Origin of the sequence: Glycomyces endophyticus (assembly GCF_039531525.1) — a bacterium.
GTDB classification, from domain to species: domain Bacteria; phylum Actinomycetota; class Actinomycetes; order Mycobacteriales; family Micromonosporaceae; genus Glycomyces; species Glycomyces endophyticus.
On the sequence record NZ_BAAAQF010000005.1, the window covers coordinates 489,446 to 508,283 of the forward strand.

General features: G+C 72.8%; 14 protein-coding genes. 9 read left to right on the forward strand and 5 right to left on the reverse strand.

Going from position 1 to position 18,838, the window contains the following annotated elements; translation table 11 throughout:
* The first annotated feature begins 157 nt into the window (after positions 1–157).
* From pyk to ABD419_RS09020, 5 genes are all read left to right on the forward strand, one after another.
* A complete protein-coding gene (pyk, locus tag ABD419_RS09000; RefSeq protein ID WP_344484708.1) occupies positions 158–1,567 on the forward strand; it encodes a pyruvate kinase in 1,410 nt (469 codons plus the stop codon).
* Complete coding sequence (locus ABD419_RS09005; RefSeq protein ID WP_344484711.1) at positions 1,568–2,461, forward strand: acyl-CoA thioesterase; 894 nt, start codon at positions 1,568–1,570, stop codon at positions 2,459–2,461.
* A gap of 211 nt (positions 2,462–2,672) precedes the next feature.
* Positions 2,673–4,856 (forward strand): acyltransferase family protein, encoded by a 2,184-nt coding sequence (locus tag ABD419_RS09010; RefSeq protein WP_344484714.1) that lies wholly within the window; start codon positions 2,673–2,675, stop codon positions 4,854–4,856.
* A 252-nt stretch (positions 4,857–5,108) separates the two neighbouring features.
* Positions 5,109–7,319, forward strand: a complete 2,211-nt coding sequence (locus tag ABD419_RS09015; protein ID WP_344484717.1) for an acyltransferase family protein — start codon at positions 5,109–5,111, stop codon at positions 7,317–7,319.
* A 108-nt stretch (positions 7,320–7,427) separates the two neighbouring features.
* Complete coding sequence (locus ABD419_RS09020) at positions 7,428–8,600, forward strand: sulfotransferase family protein (RefSeq protein WP_344484720.1); 1,173 nt, start codon at positions 7,428–7,430, stop codon at positions 8,598–8,600.
* Here ABD419_RS09020 and ABD419_RS09025 read toward each other — a convergent pair.
* Entirely contained in the window at positions 8,597–9,106 is a 510-nt protein-coding gene (locus ABD419_RS09025) for a GNAT family N-acetyltransferase (RefSeq protein ID WP_344484722.1), read from the reverse strand. The two genes, ABD419_RS09020 and ABD419_RS09025, sit on opposite strands and share 4 nt — an antisense overlap.
* 226 nt (positions 9,107–9,332) lie before the next feature.
* On the opposite strand from ABD419_RS09025, the gene ABD419_RS09030 reads away from it, so the two are divergent.
* Positions 9,333–9,557 carry a CsbD family protein gene (locus ABD419_RS09030; RefSeq protein ID WP_344484724.1) on the forward strand — a complete coding sequence of 75 codons (225 nt, stop codon included), beginning with the start codon at positions 9,333–9,335 and terminating at the stop codon, positions 9,555–9,557.
* 52 nt (positions 9,558–9,609) lie between these two features.
* Here ABD419_RS09030 and ABD419_RS09035 read toward each other — a convergent pair whose 3' ends face one another.
* Both ABD419_RS09035 and ABD419_RS09040 read right to left on the reverse strand, forming a co-directional pair.
* On the reverse strand, positions 9,610–10,674 hold the full coding sequence (locus ABD419_RS09035; protein WP_344484726.1) for a LacI family DNA-binding transcriptional regulator: 1,065 nt from the start codon (positions 10,672–10,674) through the stop codon (positions 9,610–9,612).
* Positions 10,675–10,782: 108 nt separating this feature from the next.
* Positions 10,783–13,695 carry a glycoside hydrolase family 2 TIM barrel-domain containing protein gene (locus ABD419_RS09040; RefSeq protein WP_344484729.1) on the reverse strand — a complete coding sequence of 971 codons (2,913 nt, stop codon included), beginning with the start codon at positions 13,693–13,695 and terminating at the stop codon, positions 10,783–10,785.
* 364 nt (positions 13,696–14,059) lie between these two features.
* Between ABD419_RS09040 and ABD419_RS09045 the strand changes: the two genes are divergently transcribed.
* A complete protein-coding gene (locus ABD419_RS09045) occupies positions 14,060–14,989 on the forward strand; it encodes a DMT family transporter (protein WP_344484732.1) in 930 nt (309 codons plus the stop codon).
* Positions 14,990–15,008: 19 nt separating this feature from the next.
* Here the strand turns inward: ABD419_RS09045 and ABD419_RS09050 are convergent, their stop codons facing one another.
* Positions 15,009–15,866: an arylamine N-acetyltransferase family protein gene (locus tag ABD419_RS09050; protein WP_344484735.1), complete on the reverse strand. Its 858-nt coding sequence runs from the start codon at positions 15,864–15,866 to the stop codon at positions 15,009–15,011.
* Between the two features lie 39 nt (positions 15,867–15,905).
* Complete coding sequence (locus ABD419_RS09055; RefSeq protein WP_344484737.1) at positions 15,906–16,460, reverse strand: SRPBCC family protein; 555 nt, start codon at positions 16,458–16,460, stop codon at positions 15,906–15,908.
* A 351-nt stretch (positions 16,461–16,811) separates the two neighbouring features.
* On the opposite strand from ABD419_RS09055, the gene ABD419_RS09060 reads away from it, so the two are divergent.
* Together ABD419_RS09060 and ABD419_RS09065 are read left to right on the forward strand one after the other, a co-directional pair.
* Positions 16,812–17,597, forward strand: a complete 786-nt coding sequence (locus ABD419_RS09060; RefSeq protein WP_344484740.1) for an SGNH/GDSL hydrolase family protein — start codon at positions 16,812–16,814, stop codon at positions 17,595–17,597.
* A gap of 180 nt (positions 17,598–17,777) precedes the next feature.
* A complete protein-coding gene (locus tag ABD419_RS09065; RefSeq protein WP_344484743.1) occupies positions 17,778–18,557 on the forward strand; it encodes an SGNH/GDSL hydrolase family protein in 780 nt (259 codons plus the stop codon).
* Positions 18,558–18,838: the final 281 nt, after the last annotated feature.

Here is an 18,838-nt window from a genome sequence, read left to right on the forward strand (position 1 = left end):
GGAATTGAGCGCAGTAAATATGTCGGGGACCGCACGTCCCCGACGCACTGCGCTCAATTCCGCCTACGCTTTTCTTCGTATTCACATACGGTGAATCACAGCTCTCAACTGCGGTGACCCCCTGAGTGCGAGTGAGCGTCCGATATAACATCGCAGGGTGACTCGTAGAGCAAAAATCGTCTGCACCATCGGGCCTGCGACCGCCACGCCCGAGCGCATGGCCGGCCTGATCGACGCGGGCATGAACGTCGCCCGCATGAACTTCTCGCACGGCGCCCAGAGCGACCACGAGGCGGTGTACCAGATGGTGCGCGAAGCCGCCGCTGCCGCCGGGAAGCCCGTCGCGATCCTCGCCGACATGCAGGGCCCCAAGATCCGCCTCGGCACCTTCGCCAACGGCTCGGAGCAGTGGAACGCGGGCGACCGCATCAAGATCACCTCCGACGACGTCGACGGCACCCACGACCGCGTGTCGTGCACGTACAAGAAGCTGCCGGCAGAGGTCACCAAGGGCGACCGGCTCCTGGTCGACGACGGCAAGCTGGCGCTCGAGGTGCTCGGCGCCGACGACACCGACGTCGAGTGCCTCGTCGTCGAGGGCGGCCCGGTCTCGAACAACAAGGGCCTGTCCCTCCCGAACGTGAACATCAGCGTCCCGGCACTGTCCGAGAAGGACATCTCGGACATGAAGTTCGCCCTGAACCTGGGCGTGGACCTCATCGCGATGTCGTTCGTGCGCACCCCCGACGACGTGCGCCTGGGCCACAAGGTCATGGACGAGGTCGGCGTGCGCCGCCCGATCATCGCGAAGGTCGAGAAGCCCGAGGCCGTCGCGCGCCTCGAGGAGATCGTCCTGGCGTTCGACGGCGTCATGGTCGCCCGCGGCGACCTGGGCGTCGAGATGCCCCTCGACGAGGTCCCGATCGTGCAGAAGGAGATCGTGCGCCTCTGCCGCGAGAACGCGAAGCCGGTCATCGTCGCCACCCAGATGCTCGACTCGATGATCGAGAACGCCCGCCCGACCCGCGCCGAGGTCTCCGACGTCGCCAACGCCGTCCTCGACGGCACCGACGCCGTGATGCTCTCGGGCGAGACCTCGGTCGGCAAGTACCCGATCGGCACCGTCCGCACCATGGCGAAGATCGTGGAGACCACCGAGTGCGGCCCGATCGGCCTGCGCGAGCTGCTCCACGACCCGCGCACCAAGTCCGGCGCCGTCACGCACGCGGCGGCCGACATCGCCGACGCGATCGGCGCGAAGGCCCTCGTGGCCTTCACGCAGACCGGCGACACCGTCAAGCGCCTGGCCCGCCTGAAGCCGAACCGCCCGATCTACGGCCTCACGCCGATCGAGTCGGTCCGCAACCAGATGGCCCTCTCGTGGGGCACGGACTCGTACCTCGTCGAGCACGTCGACCACACCGACGCGATGTTCCAGCTCGTCGACAAGACGCTGCAGGAGCACCACCTGGCCGCCCCCGGCGACCTCGTCGTCATCGTGGCGGGCACCCCGGCGGGCACGCCGGGCTCGACCAACACGGTCCGGGTCCACCAGATCGGCTCCTAGATGACCGAGGTCCTCGTGGGCCAGGACGCCGTGGACTCGCTCCTCGGCGTCCTGGACCTGGAGTCCATCGACGCGGGCCTGTTCCGCGGCCCGCGCACCGAGGGCGGGCTCCAGCGCGTCTTCGGCGGCCAGGTCGCCGGGCAGGCCCTGGTCGCGGCCGGGCGCACCGTCCCGGGCGACCGCCGCGTCCACTCCCTGCACGGCTACTTCGTGCGCCCCGGCGACTCGACGAAGCCGATCCTCTACCAGGTGGAGAACATCCGCGACGGCCGCTCCTTCTCGGTGCGCCGCACGGTCGCCCTCCAGAACGGGCAGACGATCTTCTTCATGTCGGCCTCGTTCCACACCGGCGAGCAGGGCCTGGAGCACGCCGACCACGCGCCCCTGGACGTGTCGGGGCCCGACGAGATCCCGCCGCTGAGCGAGCAGCTCAAGACCCACCCGGACCGGCTCGGCATCTGGGCGCGCAAGCCCCGCCCGATCGACGTCCGGTACATCGGCGGCTCGGGCTTCTCGGCCTCGGGCGAGCGCCCGGCCCTGGAGCGCCAGCGGGTGTGGATGAAGGCCGACGGGGTCCTCCCCGACGACCCGCTCATCCACGTGTGCGTCCTCACCTACGCCTCGGACCTGACGCTCCTGGACTCGGTCCTGTCGCGCCACGGCGCGGTCTGGGGCCCCGGCGGCTACCTCGGGACGAGCCTGGACCACGCCCTGTGGTTCCACCGCCCGTTCCGCTTCGACGAGTGGACCCTCTACGACTCGGTCTCCCCGACCGCGGCCGACGGCCGCGGCCTGGCCCAGGGCCGGTTCTTCGACGCCTCCGGGCTGCACATCGCCTCGGCGACCCAGGAGGGCCTGCTCCGGCAGACCCCCGAGGCGCCCGGCGTGCCCTAACGGCATTACACCGTCCCGCGATCCAGGACGGTCTTCACGCGCGGTGATCGACCCCCTTGAGACTGATTTCACCGGTTTCGAGGGGGTCGGTCCGGGTAACAACCGAATGCTATGGTCGGCGTTCGTCCCCGGTACCGATCCCCATCGCCAGAAGCCGGTCCTGCCCGACCGGCACGTCCCTGCCCGGTGAACCTTTGCGGAGACCCGATATATGCGTCTGACCAACGCGGAACCAACGGCGACGCCCCCGAGCGCCGCCCCCATAACCGAACCGGCCGGCTCCCCGGCCGCGCATACGAAGGCCCCCAGTGCGCGCCCCGGCCACTGGCGACCGGACATCGAGGGCCTCCGGGCCCTGGCCGTCGGCGCGGTGATCGCCGCGCACATCGGCTTCTTCCACTCCGAGGGCGGCTTCGTCGGCGTCGACGTCTTCTTCGTCATCTCCGGCTTCCTCATCACCTCGCTGCTCCTGCGCGAGATGGACCGGACCGGCCGCGTCTCCATCACCGGGTTCTACGCCCGCCGCGCCGTGCGCCTCCTTCCCGCCGCCGCGATCGTCCTCGCCGCGACGCTCGCCGCCGCCTGGCTCTGGCTGCCGCGCACCCGGCTGCCCGACATCGCCACCGACGCCGCGGCCGCCGCGCTCAACGTCGTCAACCTCCGCCTCGCCCGCGAGGGCACCGACTACCTGAACGCGGACGCCGCGCCTTCCCCGCTGCAGCACTTCTGGTCGCTCGCGGTCGAGGAGCAGTTCTACCTCCTGTGGCCGCTGCTGCTCCTTGCGATCGCACTCGTCGCCCGCCGCATCTGGGGCGGCCGCTTCGCCCGCGCCGGCCACCTGCGCCGGCGCCGCACCGCCGCCGTCGCCGTCGTCCTCACCGGCATCGGCGCCGCCTCGTTCTACCTGAGCGCCACCCAGTCCGGACCCGACCCCGTCTGGTCCTACTTCGGCATCCACGCGCGCGCATGGGAACTCGCCGCAGGCGCGGCCGTCGCCGTCGCCGCAGGCCGGCTCCGCCGCCTCCCCGCCTGGGCCGCCGCGCCGCTCTCGTGGGCCGGCCTGGCCCTCGTCGTGGCCTCCGTGTTCCTCATCGACGAGCGCACCGTGTTCCCCGGCACCGCCGCGGCCCTCCCCGTCGCCGGCACCGCCCTCGTCATCGCCGCCGGCTGCGCCCCCCACCGCTTCGGGGCCACCGCGCTCCTCGGCATCGCCCCCGCCCAGTACATCGGCAAGATCTCCTACGGCCTGTACCTGTGGCACTGGCCCCTGGTCATGATCGGCCCCGCGATCCTCGGCGTGGCCGAACCGCGCCTGCGCCACTACCTCGTGCTCATGGCCGCCGCGTTCCTCCTCGCCGTCGCCACCTTCCACCTCGTCGAACACCCGGTCCGCACCCGCCGCACCCTCGTGCAGGTCCCCTCCCGGGCCCTCGCCCTCGGCGGCGCGCTCGTCACCGGCGCCCTCGCCCTGTCGATCCTCGCCTCCCTCCAGCCGATGCCGACCGCCTCCAACGAGGAGGCCGCCGAGATCACCGGCGACGACTCGACCGTGTGGGACATGCTCGACGAGTCCTCCGACGTCGACGTCGTCCCCGCGAACCTCACGCCCGCACTGGAAGAGGCCCGCCTCGACGAGCCCGTCCTCTACGACGACGGCTGCGTGGTCGAGCGCGCCGACCCCGCCGTCAACGAGGAATGCTGGTACGGCGACCCCGACGGCGAGCAGACCCTCGTCCTCTTCGGCGACTCCCACGCCGCCCAGTGGTTCCCCGCGCTCAACCAGATCGCCGAAGCCTCCGGCTGGCGCCTCCTCGCCATGACCAAGGCCGCCTGCTCCGTCCCCGACGTGCGCGAATACGACCCGAAGCTCGAGCGCGAGTACACCGAGTGCCCCGAGTGGAAGGACGGCGTCTACGACCTCCTCGACGAGGTCCGGCCCGACGCCGTGGTCGCCGCGACCTACGACGACAAGGAGGTCATCGCCGACGACCCCGACCAGGCGTGGACCGACGGCTGGGTCGACAGCGTCGAACGCCTCGACGAGTCCGCCGGCGACGTCTACTACCTCGCCGACAACCCCGACCTCGGCGAGGACGTCCCCGACTGCCTCGCCTCGAACCCCGAGGACGCCAGCACCTGCGTCGGCGACCTCGACGAGTCCGTCATCGCACCCGACCGCCGCGCCGCGACCGAGGACGCCGTGGCCGACGCCGGCGCCGACGTCATCGACCCCATCCCCTGGATGTGCGACGTCGACGACGGCACCTGCCCCGTCGTCGTCGGCAACCTCCTGGTCTACCGCGACTCCAACCACCTCGCCGCGCGCTTCGTCGCCGAGCTCGCCCCGCAGCTCGCGGCCGCGCTCCCGCTCGAGGCCGCCACCGGCTCGCAGTAGCAGACCGCACAGGCGGCCCCCCAGGGCGCCCGGCGTGCCGTACGGCGGTCCCACTCTCCCAACGTCGATGTCACTCTTCGTAATCGGCGTTCACGAGACAGAGTTCACCGGTTTCCAGGGGGCCGGAGCGGTTGGAGAACGAATGTATAGGGTCGGCCTCCGCCCCGGTACCACCCCGAACCCCATCCCCAGAAGCCGGTCTTCCCCGACCAGCCAGTCCCTGCCCGGTGAACCATTGCGGAGACCCCATACATGCGTCTGACCAGCGCGACAGCACCGTTCACTGACGATGCCCCCACCATCCAACTGGCCACGGCCTCCAAGGACCCCGGTCCGCGTCCCGACGGGTCCCGCACCCCGCCCCGCCACCGCCGAGGCGGTGCACGCCCCGGCCATTGGAGACCGGACATCGAGGGCCTCAGAGCGCTGGCCGTCGGCGCGGTGATCGCCGCGCACATCGGCTTCTTCCACTCCGAGGGCGGCTTCGTCGGGGTCGACGTCTTCTTCGTCATCTCCGGCTTCCTCATCACCTCGCTGCTGTTGCGAGAGCTGGACAAGACCGACACGATCTCGCTCACCGGGTTCTACGCCCGCCGCGCCGTGCGCCTCCTGCCGGCCGCGTCGATCGTCCTCGCCGCGACGCTCGCCGCCGCCTGGCTCTGGCTGCCGCGCACCAGGCTCGAGAGCATCGCCATCGACGCCGCGGCCGCCGCGCTCAACGTCGTCAACCTCCGCCTGGCCCGCGAGGGCACCGACTACCTGAACGCGGACGCCGCGCCTTCCCCGCTGCAGCACTTCTGGTCGCTCGCGGTCGAGGAGCAGTTCTATCTGCTGTGGCCCCTCATGCTCCTCGCGATCGCGATGGCCGCGCGCCCGCTGTGGGGCGGGCACTTCGCCTCGGCCGGGCACCTGGCCCGCCGCCGAACGGCGGCCGTCGCCGTCGTGCTCGTCTGCATCGGCGCCGCCTCCTTCTTTCTGAGCGCCACCCGGTCCGGTCCCGACCCGATCTGGTCCTACTTCGGCATCCACACGCGCGCATGGGAGCTGGCCGCGGGGGCGGTCGTCGCGATCGCCGCCGGGCGTCTGAAGCGCCTGCCGTCGTGGGCCGCGGCCCCGCTCTCGTGGGCCGGGCTCGTCCTCGTCGTGGCCTCCGTGTTCCTCATCGACGAGCGCACTACGTTCCCCGGCACGGCCGCGGTCCTCCCCGTCGCCGGGACCGCCCTCGTCATCGCGGCGGGCTGCGCCCCCCACCGCTTCGGCGCGACGATGCTCCTGGGCCTCGCGCCCGCCCAGTACGTCGGGAAGATCTCCTACGGCCTGTACCTGTGGCATTGGCCCCTGGTCATGATCGGCCCCGCGATGCTCGGTATCGCCGAGCCGCGCCTGCGGGACTACCTGGTCCTCATGGCCGCCGCGTTCCTCCTCGCCGTCGCCACCTTCCACCTGGTCGAAAATCCGATCCGCATGCGCCGCGCGCTCGTCCAGGTGCCCTCGCGGGCACTGGCCATGGGCGGCGGGCTCATCGCCGCGGCGCTCGCCCTGTCGATCCTCGCCTCCCTCCAGCCGATGCCGACCGCCTCCAACGAGGAGGCCACCGACATCACCGCCGGTGACGCCACCGTGTGGGAACTCCTCGAAGAATCCTCCGATGTGGACACTGTTCCCGCGAACCTCACCCCGCCGCTCGCGGAGGCCCGCCTCGACCAGCCCGTCCTCTACGACGACGGCTGCGTCGTCGAACGCCACGACCTCGCCGTGCCCGAGCACTGCTGGTACGGGGACCCCGACGGCGGGAAGACCGTCGTGCTCTTCGGCGACTCCCACGCCGCCCAGTGGTTCCCGGCCGTCGACCAGATCGCCGAAGCCTCCGGCTGGCGGCTCCTGGTCATGACCAAGGCCGCCTGCTCCGTCCCCGACGTGCGCGAATACGACCCGAAGATCCTGCGCGAGTACACCGAGTGCCCCGAGTGGAAGGACGGCGTCTACGACCTCCTCGACGAGATCGAGCCCGACGCCGTCGTCGCCGCCACCTTCGACAGGAAGGAGGTCCTCGCCGACGACCCCGACCAGGCCTGGATCGACGGCTGGGTCGACAGCGTCGAGCGCCTCCAGGAATCCGCCGGCGAGGTGTACTACCTCGCCGACAACCCCGACCTCGGCCACGACGTGCCTGAGTGCCTCGCCGCCAACCCCGAGGACGCCAGCTCCTGCGTCGGCGACCTGGCCGAGTCCGTCATCGAACCTGAACGCCGCCAAGCGGTCCTGGAAGCCGTCGCCGAGACCGGCGCCCACGTCGTCGACCCCGTCCCATGGATCTGCGACGTGGACGGGGGCACCTGCCCCGGCATCGTCGGCAACCTCCTCGTCTACCGCGACTCCAACCACCTCACGGCCACCTTCATCGCCGCCCTCGCGCTCCAGCTCGCCGCCGCCGTCCCACTCGAACCCGCCAGCTCGCAGTAGCAGACTGCACAGGCAGGCAACCGAGGCGGGCCCGCAGTCGCACCCGACGGTAGGCTCACCTCACTTTCCTACCGGCACAGTGCGAACGGCACAGAAGGAGTCACTCGGATGGAGCGCGTCGCGCCCTGGCTCAGGGCCGTCAACACGGTCCTCACCCCCGCCATCGCGGGCCGGCGCAAGAAGGTCGACCGCCTCATCGAACGCGCCGTCCGCGAAGCCGAGGACCGCACCGACTCGACCGCCCACGGCGACGACGACTTCATCGACGACATGCGCGTCCTCCTCACCGGCTACGCCGACGTCCCCGGCCTCACCCCCATGGGCTGGATCGGCGCCTCCCAGGAGATCACCGACCGCATCGAGAACCACCTGCGCATCCGCAAACTCCACGCACTCGACCCCGACACCGCCGACGAGCGCATCGACCGGCCGATCATCGTCACCGGCGTCCCCCGCACCGGCACCGCCGTCCTCCAGCGCCTCCTCGCCGCCGCCGACGGCCACCGCGCGCCCCTCCTCCACGAGCTCATGCACCCCGGCGTCCCCGCCGACGAGGCCCGCCGCCGCACCGACCGCACCGTCGACGCCCAGCGCCGCGCCGTCCCCACCTTCGGCGGCCTCTACGACATGCACCCCGACCGGCCCGACTCCTGCGTCTGGGTCCTCCCGCACGGCATCGGCCACCTCGTCCGCGTCCAGCCCCCCGGCTACGTCCAGTGGATGCTCGACCGCGACCACACCGCCGACTACCGCTACCTCAAGCGGACCCTCCAGGTCCTCCAGCGCGGCCGCCCCCGCCGCCGCTGGGTCCTGCGCGCCCCCGCCCACCTGTGGAGCCTCGGCGCCCTCATGAGGACCTTCCCCGACGCCCAGGTCCTCTGGACCCACCGGGACCCCGCCACCGCCCTCGCGTCGCTCAGCTCCATGACCGAGACCGCCACGGCCCTCACCACCGCCGACCCCGACCCCCGCGACATCGGCCGCATGTGGCTCGGCCTCTTCGCCACCGGCATCGACCGCGCCCGCGCCGAACGCGCCCGCCTCCACGCCACCGTCGTCGACGTCCCCTACCGCGACCTCACCGAGCGCACCGACCAGCTCCCGGCGCTCTTCCAGCGCCTCGGCGCCCCCTGGGGGCCCGCCGAGCGGGCCGCCCTCGACGCCGCCGTCGCCGCCCGCCCCCGCGGCCACCGCTACGACCTCGCCCGCTACGGCCTCGGCCAGGCCGAGGTCGACCACGCCCTCGCCGACTACAAGCGCGTCTACGACGCGTTCCTCTAGAGCGCCAGCGCGAACGCGACCAACCGCACGCCGGGCAGCGGCTCCCAGTCCAGGGACGGCTCCCGCTCGAACCCGAGCCGCCGGTAGATCCGGTGCGCGGTCGTCATCTCCCGCTGCGAGCACAGCACGATCCGCTTCGTCCCCGGCTCCCGCCGCGCCCGCTCCACGCACGCGGCGGCGGGTTCCGACCCGGCGCCGCGCCCGTCCTCGGCCGGGTCGACCGCGAGCATCCGGATCTCGGCGTCGCCGTCCCCGCCGAGCTCCACGAGCGGGCTCCCGTGGAACGCGATCGTGACGCCGCCGAGGAGCGCCTCGCCGTCGACCGCGACGAGCACCGTCGCGCTGGCGGCCCGCGCGGCGACGTCGCGCAGGTGCGGCACGTAGCTGTCGGCGAGGCCGCCGATGAGGAACCCGCCGTGCAGGTAGGAGTCGACGGTGAGGTCGCCGAGGGCCGTGAACTCGGCCGGGAGGACCTCGCGGATCTGGATCGCGTCGTCAGCTGTCACGGGAGCATTCTGCCCCGCCGGGGGCGGCGGCCGCCATCGGGAATCCGACGGGGGTTCGGGCGGCCCGTGCGGCCCGGTCGTCTGAACACTGGGAATCCCATCGGTGAAGTCCGGGTGAAACCGCAGGTCGCGGCCTTCGCCGCGGGTCCGCGGGCGGCGGCCGGTGTGTGGCCGGGCGGCGAGGGGGGTACCCCCGGGTCGAACCGCACCGAAGGAGGAGCCAGCAATGGGTGCTTTCGACCAGGCGAAGGACAAGGCCGAGCAGCTCAAGGGCAAGGCCAAGGAGAAGATCGGCGACGCCACCGACAACGAGCGCCTCGCGAACGAGGGACGTGCCGACCAGCTCAAGGGCGAGGCCAAGGAGCAGTGGCACGACGCGAAGGAAGGCGTCGACGACAAGCTCCACGACGCCAAGGAGCGCCTGTCGGGCGACCGGGACGAGAACCGGTAGGCCGCAGGCGATCCGGGCCGGGACGCATCGCGTCCCGGCCTTCTCTGCGCGCTCAGTCCCGGCGGCGCGGCGGGGCCACGGTCTCGCGGACCACGATGTGGGTGCCGAGGACGACCCGGTCGTCCATTTCGGGTCCTCTGTGGAGGGCCAGGCGGACGGCCTCGCGGCCGAGCTGCTCGTGCGGCACGTGCACGGTGGTGAGCGCGGGGGTGAGGTCGGAGGCGAGGGGGATGTCGTCGAAGCCGACGACGGACATGTCCTCGGGGACGCGCACGCCCGCCTCGCGCAGGGCCTTGAGGACGCCGGCGGCGACCATGTCGGTGGCGGCGAAGATCGCGGTCACGTCGTCGCGTTCGGCGATGAGCCCGCGGGTGAGCTCGTGGCCGGCGGCCTTGGTGAAGCTCCCGGGGAGGATGAGCGTCTCGTCGACCTCGACGCCGTGGTCGGCGTGGGCGCGCCTGAACCCGCGGATGCGCTCGTCGGTGGTGGTCAGGCCCTCGCCGAACCCCATGTAGGAGATCCGCCGGTGCCCGGCCGACAGGAGGTGCGAGGCCATCGCGTACGCGCCGCCCTCGTTGTCGTAGTGGACGACGGTGGCGGGGACGTCGTCGCCGGGGGAGGGCCGCCCGCACAGGACCAGGCGCGACCCGGACCGGTCGAGCGCGGTCGCGAAGTACCGCATGCGCTCGCGGTAGTGCTCGTTGTCCCAGGCGCCGCCGACGACGATGACGGCCTCGGCGTGCTGCTCGCGCATGAGCTCGACGACGGCGAGCTCCCGCTCGGGGTCGCCGTGGGTGGTGCACAGGAGGCACAGCCGGCCCTCGGACGCGGCCTGCTGCTCGACGCCGCGCGCGATGTACGCGTAGAACGGCCCGGTGACGTCGTCCACGACGAACGCGACGGTCTTCGTCGTCGCGCCCGCGAGGGCCCGGGCGTGCGCGTTGACGACGTAGTCGAGGTCGCGCATGGCGCGCAGCACCTTCGAGCGGGTCGCGGGAGCGACTGGGTAGTTCCCGGCGAGGACCCGCGAGACCGTCGGCACCGACACGCCGGCGCGGGCGGCCACGTCCCGGATGGTCGGGCGCTTGCCGGCCTCGGGGCTGGACTTCTTCGGCACAGGGGTCCTTCTCTCACCGGTTGGGATGCGACGGGTCCGCACTCAGGGTAGTTCACACGGTGACCGCCCCGGGAGCGCGAACCCGCCGCGCCCGCTGCGACGGCCGTCCTACTCGGTCGTCTCGAAGCCCAGCGTGAACGCGGTGGCGCGCGGCAGGAGGCGGTGCTCGGGGAGCACGCCGGGGCCGCACGCGGCCGAGCCCATGCCTTGGAGGGCCGCGTCGAGGTTCACGTACAGGCGGTCGCGGTCGACCAGGTCGGTGCGGTGGCGGGCCGCCTCCAGGTCCTCGCTCGTCCACGGCCGCACCGTGAGCGCGAAGTGCGGGGCCCCCAGGACGGTGAAGGTCCGGCCCCCGCCGGCGAGCGTCGCCCGGCGCACGTCGATGCGCGAGCCGTTCTCCTGCGGGAACACGTACGGGGTCTGGAGCCCGGCCACCGTGGACCGGAACCGGCCGACGCGGGCGGCGTCGCGGGTGTCGGCGTACGCCTCGCCGGGGCCGCCGCCGAACCACGACACCTCGTCGAGCTCCCGCGGCAGCGCGGCCCGCACGCCCAGGCGCGGCAGCGGGAGGTCCCACTCGCCCTCGGGGTCGACCTCGACGGTGAGCCACAGGCGGTCGCCGTCGCGGGTCCACCGGTAGACCGCGCCCATGCCGATCTCGGCGCCGGCGGCGGCGACGCGGGTCGCGACGGTGAGCCCGCCGGGCCCGGCGTCGATCCCGAGGACCTTGTGCTCCAGGCGGTACAGGCCCGCGGCGCGGTCCTTCCACTTGTCGGCGAGCGGGGCGTGCCACGACCGCAGGTCGTTGTCGGTGGGGGCGCGCCACAGGTCGAGGCGCGGGCCGTCGAGTTCGAGGCCGCCGATCGCGGTCAGGCGCCCGAGCGCGTCGAACGCGGCGTTGCCGAGCCGGTAGCCGCTCCCGGCCGCCTCGGCGGGGACGCCGCCGGCCGGCGCGGGTGCGGGCGCGGCCGCGAGCCGCGCCTGGCCCCAGGCGATCTCGTGCCCGGCCTCGGCCCACGGCTCGTCCTTGGCGAGGACGGCGCGGACGGTGAGCCAGCGCTCGCCGCGCGGTTCGCCGAGTTCGGCGACGGGCGAGGGGAACTGCACGATCGCGGCGTTGCCCGGGGCGAGCGCGGGCAGGTCGAGGCGCCCGGAGTGCTCGGGGTCGCCGCCGTCCTCGACGGCCCATTCGAACGCGAGGTCGCCGGTGTCGGCGAAGTCGCGGAGGTTCTCGGCGGTGATCCGGCGCGAGGCGGGGTCGACGGTGATGCGGACGGGCTCGACGACCTTCTTGAACTCGACGAGGCCGGGGGAGGGCTCGCGGTCGGGGAAGACGAGGCCGTCGACGACGAAGTTCCCGTCGTGGAGGGGCTCGCCGAAGTCGCCGCCGTAGGCGAACCACTCGCGGCCGTCCTCGGTGCGGCGGCGCACGCCGTGGTCGATCCACTCCCACACGAACCCGCCCTGGCAGCGCTCGTGCTGCTCGAACAGGCGCTGGTACTCGCTCAGGCCGCCGGGGCCGTTGCCCATGGCGTGCGCGTACTCGCACAGGACGAACGGGATGCCCCGGCGGTGCCCGTCGAGCGCGGGGTCCTTCGTGGACGGTTCGGTGCGGTGTCCGATGCGGTCGGTCTCGGCGTGGTCGGCGTACATGCGGGAGTAGACGTCGACGTAGCCGGAGTCCCAGTCGCCCTCGTAGTGGACGGGGCGGCCGGGGTCGCGCTCCTTGACCCACGCCGACATCGCGGCGAGGTTTTCCCCGGTGTGGGACTCGTTGCCGAGGGACCACATGACGACGGAGGGGTGGTTCTTGTCGCGCTCCACCATGCGGGCCATGCGGTCGAGGTAGGCCTCGCGCCACGCGGGGTCGTCGGAGGGGTTGCCCCGCCAGTCGTAGAAGACGAACCCGTGGGTCTCGAGGTCGCACTCGTCGACGACCCAGACGCCGAGCTCGTCGCACAGGTCGAGGAAGCGCCGGTCCGGCGGGTAGTGGCTGGTGCGCACGGCGTTGACGTTGTGGCGCTTCATGACCTCGAGGTCGAGGCGCATCGTCTCGACCGAGAGGGTGCGGCCGCGGTCGGGGTCCCACTCGTGGCGGTTGACGCCGCACAGCAGGAGGCGGCGGCCGTTGACCTTGAGGACGCCGTCCTCGACGGCGACGGTGCGGAAGCCGACGCGCAGCGACACGCGCTCGCCCGCGGTGGCGACGACGGCGTCGTACAGGCGCGGCGTCTCGGCCGTCCACGGCTCGACGGGCACCGCGGCGGTCTCGCCGGCGGCGATGTCGAGGCCAAGCTCGGGCACGGTGACGCGGGCGCCCTCGGGGGCCTCGACGCGCAGGGTCCCCTTGCCGGTGCGGTGGTCGTAGCCGGCGTGCGCGAACACGTCCTCGATCCCGTCCTCGGGGCGGTGGAGGAGCGAGACGGGCCGGAAGATCCCCGAGAGCCACCACATGTCCTGGTCCTCCAGGTAGGACCCGGCGGACCACTGGTGGACGCGGACGGCGACGGTGTTCTCGCCGGGCGCGAGGTGCGCGGTGGCGTCGAACTCGGTGGGCAGGCGCGAGCCCTTGCCGTCGCCGAGGAGGACGCCGTTGACCCACACGGCGAACGCGGAGTCGACGCCTTCGAAGCGCAGGACGGTGCGCCCGTCCGCGGGCCAGTCGGCGGGGAGGGCGAAGGTGCGGCGGTACTCGCCGGTGGGGTTGGCGTCGGGGACCCGCGGCGGGTCGACCGGGAACGGGTAGACGACGTTCGTGTACGCGGGCCGCCCGTACGGGGCGTCGCCGTCGAGGTCGTGCATCTGCCACATCGAGGGGACGGCGAGGACGTCCCACCCGGACGCGTCGAAGCCCGGGGCCTCGAACCCGTCGGCGGTGTCGTGGAACCCGGCGGCCAGCCGGAAGCGCCAGTCCCCGTCGAGGCTGAGCGCGGCGGCGTCGGAGGCCGTCGCCGCCCGCGGATCGCGCCGCCCGCTGCCGGGGCTCACGCTCTCCACATACGTGAAATCGGGCCGACTCATGAATCAGGTTCCCTCTCCGGTAGGCGATCATTCCCGTCAGGCCGCCGCGCGAGCGCGGCCGCCTCGTTCTCGGTCCGACGGGAGGGGTCCGACCATTGTCCGCCACGCTCCGGGCGGCCGCACCCGGCCCGGCGCCGCACCGCCCGACCACAGGCGTAGATACCGATTTCTATCCTAGGGTCCCCCGCACCGCCCCCCGCGCCCCGGGTCCCGCCGCCCCGACCCGCCCGCCGCCACCAGTCACCTGACCGATAACGCCCGCCCGCCGCCGGTGTTAGGTTGGGCCCGGCGCGAACCGCGCCGTGCCCGCGCCCGAGGCCGACCGCCCCCGGCGCCCACCGCCCACCCACGAGGAGCCCCGCCGATGAGCGAGCGATTCCACACCCGCGCGGCACTCGCCGTCGGCGTCACCGTCTTCTGCTGGGCCTCGGCCTTCGTCTCCATCCGCGACGCCGGCCGGCACATCGACCCCGGACCCCTCACCCTCGGCCGCGCCGGCGTCGCCGCCGTCGTCCTCCTCGCCGTCTGGGCCCTCCGCCGCGAAGGCCTCCCCGGCCGCCGCGCCTGGCCCGGCATCGCCACCGCCGGCGTCCTCTGGTTCGGCGTCTACATGGTCGCCCTCAACTGGGGCGAGCAGCTCGTCGACGCCGGCACCGCCGCCCTCATCGTCAACATCGGACCCATCCTCATCGCCCTCCTCGGCGGCTGGATCCTCAAGGAGGGCTTCCCGCCCCGCCTCTTCCTCGGCATCGCCGTCGCCTTCGCCGGTGTCGCCGTCGTCTCCCTCTCCATGTCCCGCGACAGCGCCGCCTCCGTCCTCGGCGTCCTCCTCTGCCTGGTCTCCGCGATCACCTACGCCATCAGCGTCGTCGTGCAGAAGCCCACGCTCCAGCACTGCTCCTCGCTCCAGTTCACCGCCTTCGGCAACGCCATCGCCGCCGTCCTCTGCCTGCCGTTCGCGCCCCAGCTGTTCGCCCAGCTCGGTGACGCCCCCGCCTCGGCCGCCCTCCACGTCCTCTACCTCGGCCTGTTCCCCACCGCGCTGGCCTTCCTCACCTGGGGCTACGCGCTGCGGTACACCACGGCCGGGAAGATGGGCGCGACCACGTACGTCGTCCCCGCGATCGTCGTCGCCCTCTCCTGGCTCCTGCTCAGCGAGGTCCCGACCTGGCTCACGCTCCTCGGCGGCGCGCTCGCCCTCGTCGGCGTCGCGATCTCCCGCTCCGGCGGCCGCGCCGGCAAGCAGGCCGCGCCGCCCGCCGCCCCTGCCGAAGAGGTCGCCCCGACCCCCTAGGGCCGGCGCACCGGACCGGTCAGGCCCGTTCGGCCAGCGCTGCGAGCCGCCGCACCAGCAGCGCGGCCTCCTCGGCGTCGGTGCGGATCCCGAAGACGTCGTCGAGGAGCTTCGGCACCTCGTGCGGCCGGACCGCCTCCCGCACGGGAGGCTCGCCCGGCCGCTCGGTGCCCCACGTCAGCGCGTCCAGCGTGTCGAGCCGGTCGGCGCGCAGCCGCTGCACGAACGGGCGGACCACGAACGGCGAGCGCTCGTACGCGGCCACGTAGTGGTTCCCGACGGCGAAGTCGACCGGGTACTGCGGGTTCTCGGTGAACACCTGCCGGACCTTCCACCCCGCGGGCCCGTCGGCGCCCTCACCGGGCCCGTGCACGGCCCAGCCGGACGACCCGTGCGTGATCTCCTGCCACCGCAGCAGGAGCGGCCACGGGCCCGCCTCGCTCACCGCCCCGTCCACCAGCTCGATCGGCTCCACCGGGCCGGCCCCGAACCCGACGTCGACCAGCCACCGCGCGCCCTCGGCCTCCACCAGCAGCATCGCGTGCGTCGCCGGACGCGGATGCGCCGAGTCCGCGCCGAGCTGCACCCGCCCCGAGACGGCCGTGAACGCGAACCCGAGCCGCTCCAGCACCGCCGCGAACAGCGTCACGTGCTCGAAGCAGTAGCCGCCCCGGCCGCGGCGCACCAGCTTGTCCTGCACCGAGGCCAGATCGAGCCGCACCCGCCGGTACAGGAAGCTGTCGAGGGTGTCCCACCGGACGGTCAGCACGTGCGCGCGCTGGAGGGTCCGGAGCGTCGCGAGGGTGGGGGAGCGGTCGCCGTCGTACCCCAGCAGGGCGAGGTACGCGTCGAGACCGAGGTCGTCGCTGTTCCACATGTGCGGGGCAACGCCCTTGCCGCGGAGCGTATTCCGCCGCTAACCGAGCCCCTCGGCGAGACGTCCCAGGCGGTCCTTCCACGCGGCCTTCGCCGCGGCCGCGTCCTCGGCGGACCCGAGCTTGGCGATCTCGATCCCGATCACCGTCCGGTCGGCCTTCGCGGTGAGGTTCGCGTACACCTGGCTGCCGTCGGAGGCGTCGAACCGCACCGACTTCGGCGGCGACGCGCTCCGCTGCGACAGCTCCAGGCCGCCGAGCCACGCCGCCTGCCGCTCGGGGTCGGCCAGGTGCTCGAACACCGCCCCCACGGGAGCGGCCACGGTCTTGGAGGCGCTGGCGCTGAACGTGCCGTCGGGGCGCTGCCCCGGCTCGCGCAGGCCGCGCTCCTGCTCGTACCCGACGGTGATCGACTGCGCCCACCACCCGTCGATCTCGAACTCGCCCACCAGCATCCGCGCGATCGCGGTGTGATCGAGGTCCGCCGCGCCCCGCTCGTCGAGCAGGGCCAGCCACGTCTTCCAGTCCGCCCCGGTGCCCTCTATGAGGGCCTGGTCGGACATGCTCTCCCGCCGCCGCGCCGTCGATTCGCCCATGCGTCCAGCCTAGGCCCGCCGGAGTGCGCGGACACCCGGTTCGCGAGCCCCGCGGCATCGGCGCTCCCGCCCCCGCGCTCCCGCGCTCGTCCACGTCGCGCTCCAGCCGGCGCCCACCCCGGTTCCCCTTCGCGCTTCCGCTCCCGCTCCCGCTCCCGCCTGAGCGGCACTCGCGTTTTCGCCGCCGGGGCGCGATGTCACACCCCGGCGATACACTTGTCACCAGGGGTCCCTTAGTGGGTGAAATATCGTGTTAAAGCGGTATCAGGCACCAAAACAGGTGTTTAGCGGAGTCTCATCCCGAACGGGCAATACAGTTCTGTTCCGTACCTGCTTGGAACGGAGCCCTGTATGAACCCTGCGCGCCTCGCGGCCGCGGCGCTGGCCGCGTCCTCCGCCCTCGTGCTCACCCCCGCCGCCGCCGAGGCGGCGCCGCGGGCCCTCGACTACGCCGCCCTCGGCGACTCGTACTCCTCCGGCACCGGCGCCGGCTCGTACGCCGACGAGGAGTGCCTCCGCTCCGACCTCGCCTACCCGCGGCTCCTCGCCAACGGGCTCGGCGCCGACCTCGCGTTCGCGGCCTGCTCGGGCGCGACGAGCGCCGACCTCCTCGCCGAGCAGCTCGGGGTCCTCGACGAGCGCACCGACCTCGTCACGGTCACCATCGGCGGCAACGACATCGGCTGGACCGAGGCGGTCGCGGCGTGCCTGACGCCGCTGGCGGACTGCACCGACGAGATCGAGGCCTCCGAGGCCCTCGTCCGCGGCGAGCTGCCGGGCCTCCTCGACGGCGTCTACGGCGCGATCGCCGAGCGCGCCCCGGACGCCGAGGTATACGTCCTCGGCTATCCGCGCCTGTTCAACGAGCGGCGCACCTGCGGCGCGCTCCACCAGCCCTCGCTGGCCGAGCAGGTCCGCATGAACCAGGCCGCCGACGTCCTCGCGGACGTCCTCGCCGTCGCCGCCGCCGAGCACGGGTTCGCCTATGTGGACGTGCGCGAGTCGTTCGCCGGCCACGCGGTCTGCGACGACGTGCCCTACCTCCACGGCCTGCGCTACCCGACCGCCGAGTCCTTCCATCCGAACGCCCTCGGCCACGCCAACGGCTACTACCCGGCCCTCGCCCGGGAGGTCTGAGCGGCGGCGGGGCGGGCCGACGGGCCCGCCCCGCCCGAGGCGCACACCTCCCGCTCAGCGCCACCAACAGAACGAGATGTGTAAATTTCCCGATTTGTTATCGTCATGGGGTTCCCCTCAAGTTACCGGCGAGTTCACAATGTGTGGCAAGTCTTTCCCCGACTCGCGAAGGAACGCCCCATGGACCGACTCCGACGATCAGCGACGATCGCCGTCGCCGCGCTCGCCATGCTCCTCCTCGTCCCCGCCGCCGCCCAGGCCCAGCAGACCGAGTACGTCGCCCTCGGCGACTCCTACTCGTCCGGCTCGGGCGCCGGCCCCTACACCGACGCCGCCTGCCAGCGCTCGAACAAGGCCCACCCGGCGCTCCTCGCCGCCGAGCTCGGCGCCGAGTTCACCTTCGTCGCCTGCGGCGGCGCGACCACCGACGACGTGCTCGCGAACCAGGTCCAGGCCCTCGACACCGGGACCGACCTCGTCACGATCGGCATCGGCGGCAACGACATCGGCTGGACCGACGCCGTGATCGCCTGCATCACCCCGTTCCAGAACTGCACGCCCGCGATCGTGGAGTCCGAGCGGCAGGCGACGCAGGAGCTGCCCGCGAAGCTCGACGCCGTCTACACCGAGATCGCGAACCGCGCGCCCGACGCCGAGGTCTACGTGACCGGCTACCCGCGGCTGTTCGCCGCCCGCAACGCCTGCGACGCCCTCGGCTCCATCAGCATCGCCGAGCAGGTCCGCATGAACCAGGGCGCCGACCTCCTCTCCGGGGTGATCGAGGCCGCCGCCGAGGCGCACGGGTTCACCTATGTGGACGTGCGCGACGAGTTCACCGGCCACGAGATCTGCTCCCGCGCGCCCTGGCTGCACGGGTTCACGATCTTCGACGTCCCCTACCACCCGAACGCCGCCGGGCACGCCTCCGGCTACTACCCGGCGCTGCTCGGCGCCCTCTGAGGACCGACGACGCGAGGGGTCCGGCGCGCGCCGGGCCCCTCATCGCCGTCCCGGTCGTATTCCAGGCGGAACGGACACTGTCGGATATGCGTCGGGCCCGCCCGGAGCGGGTTCGGCGACGTCGCTGGTCGTCCGCGTCCGATAACGCTCCGCAAGCCAGAATTTACGTCGCCGTCTCGCAACGATCACCCCACCCGTTCGCGTGACAAGCACGAAATAGGGCGCCGTGCAACCATTGTTGGCATTGGGGCCGCCCTCATCGGAGCGCGACGACCAAGCAA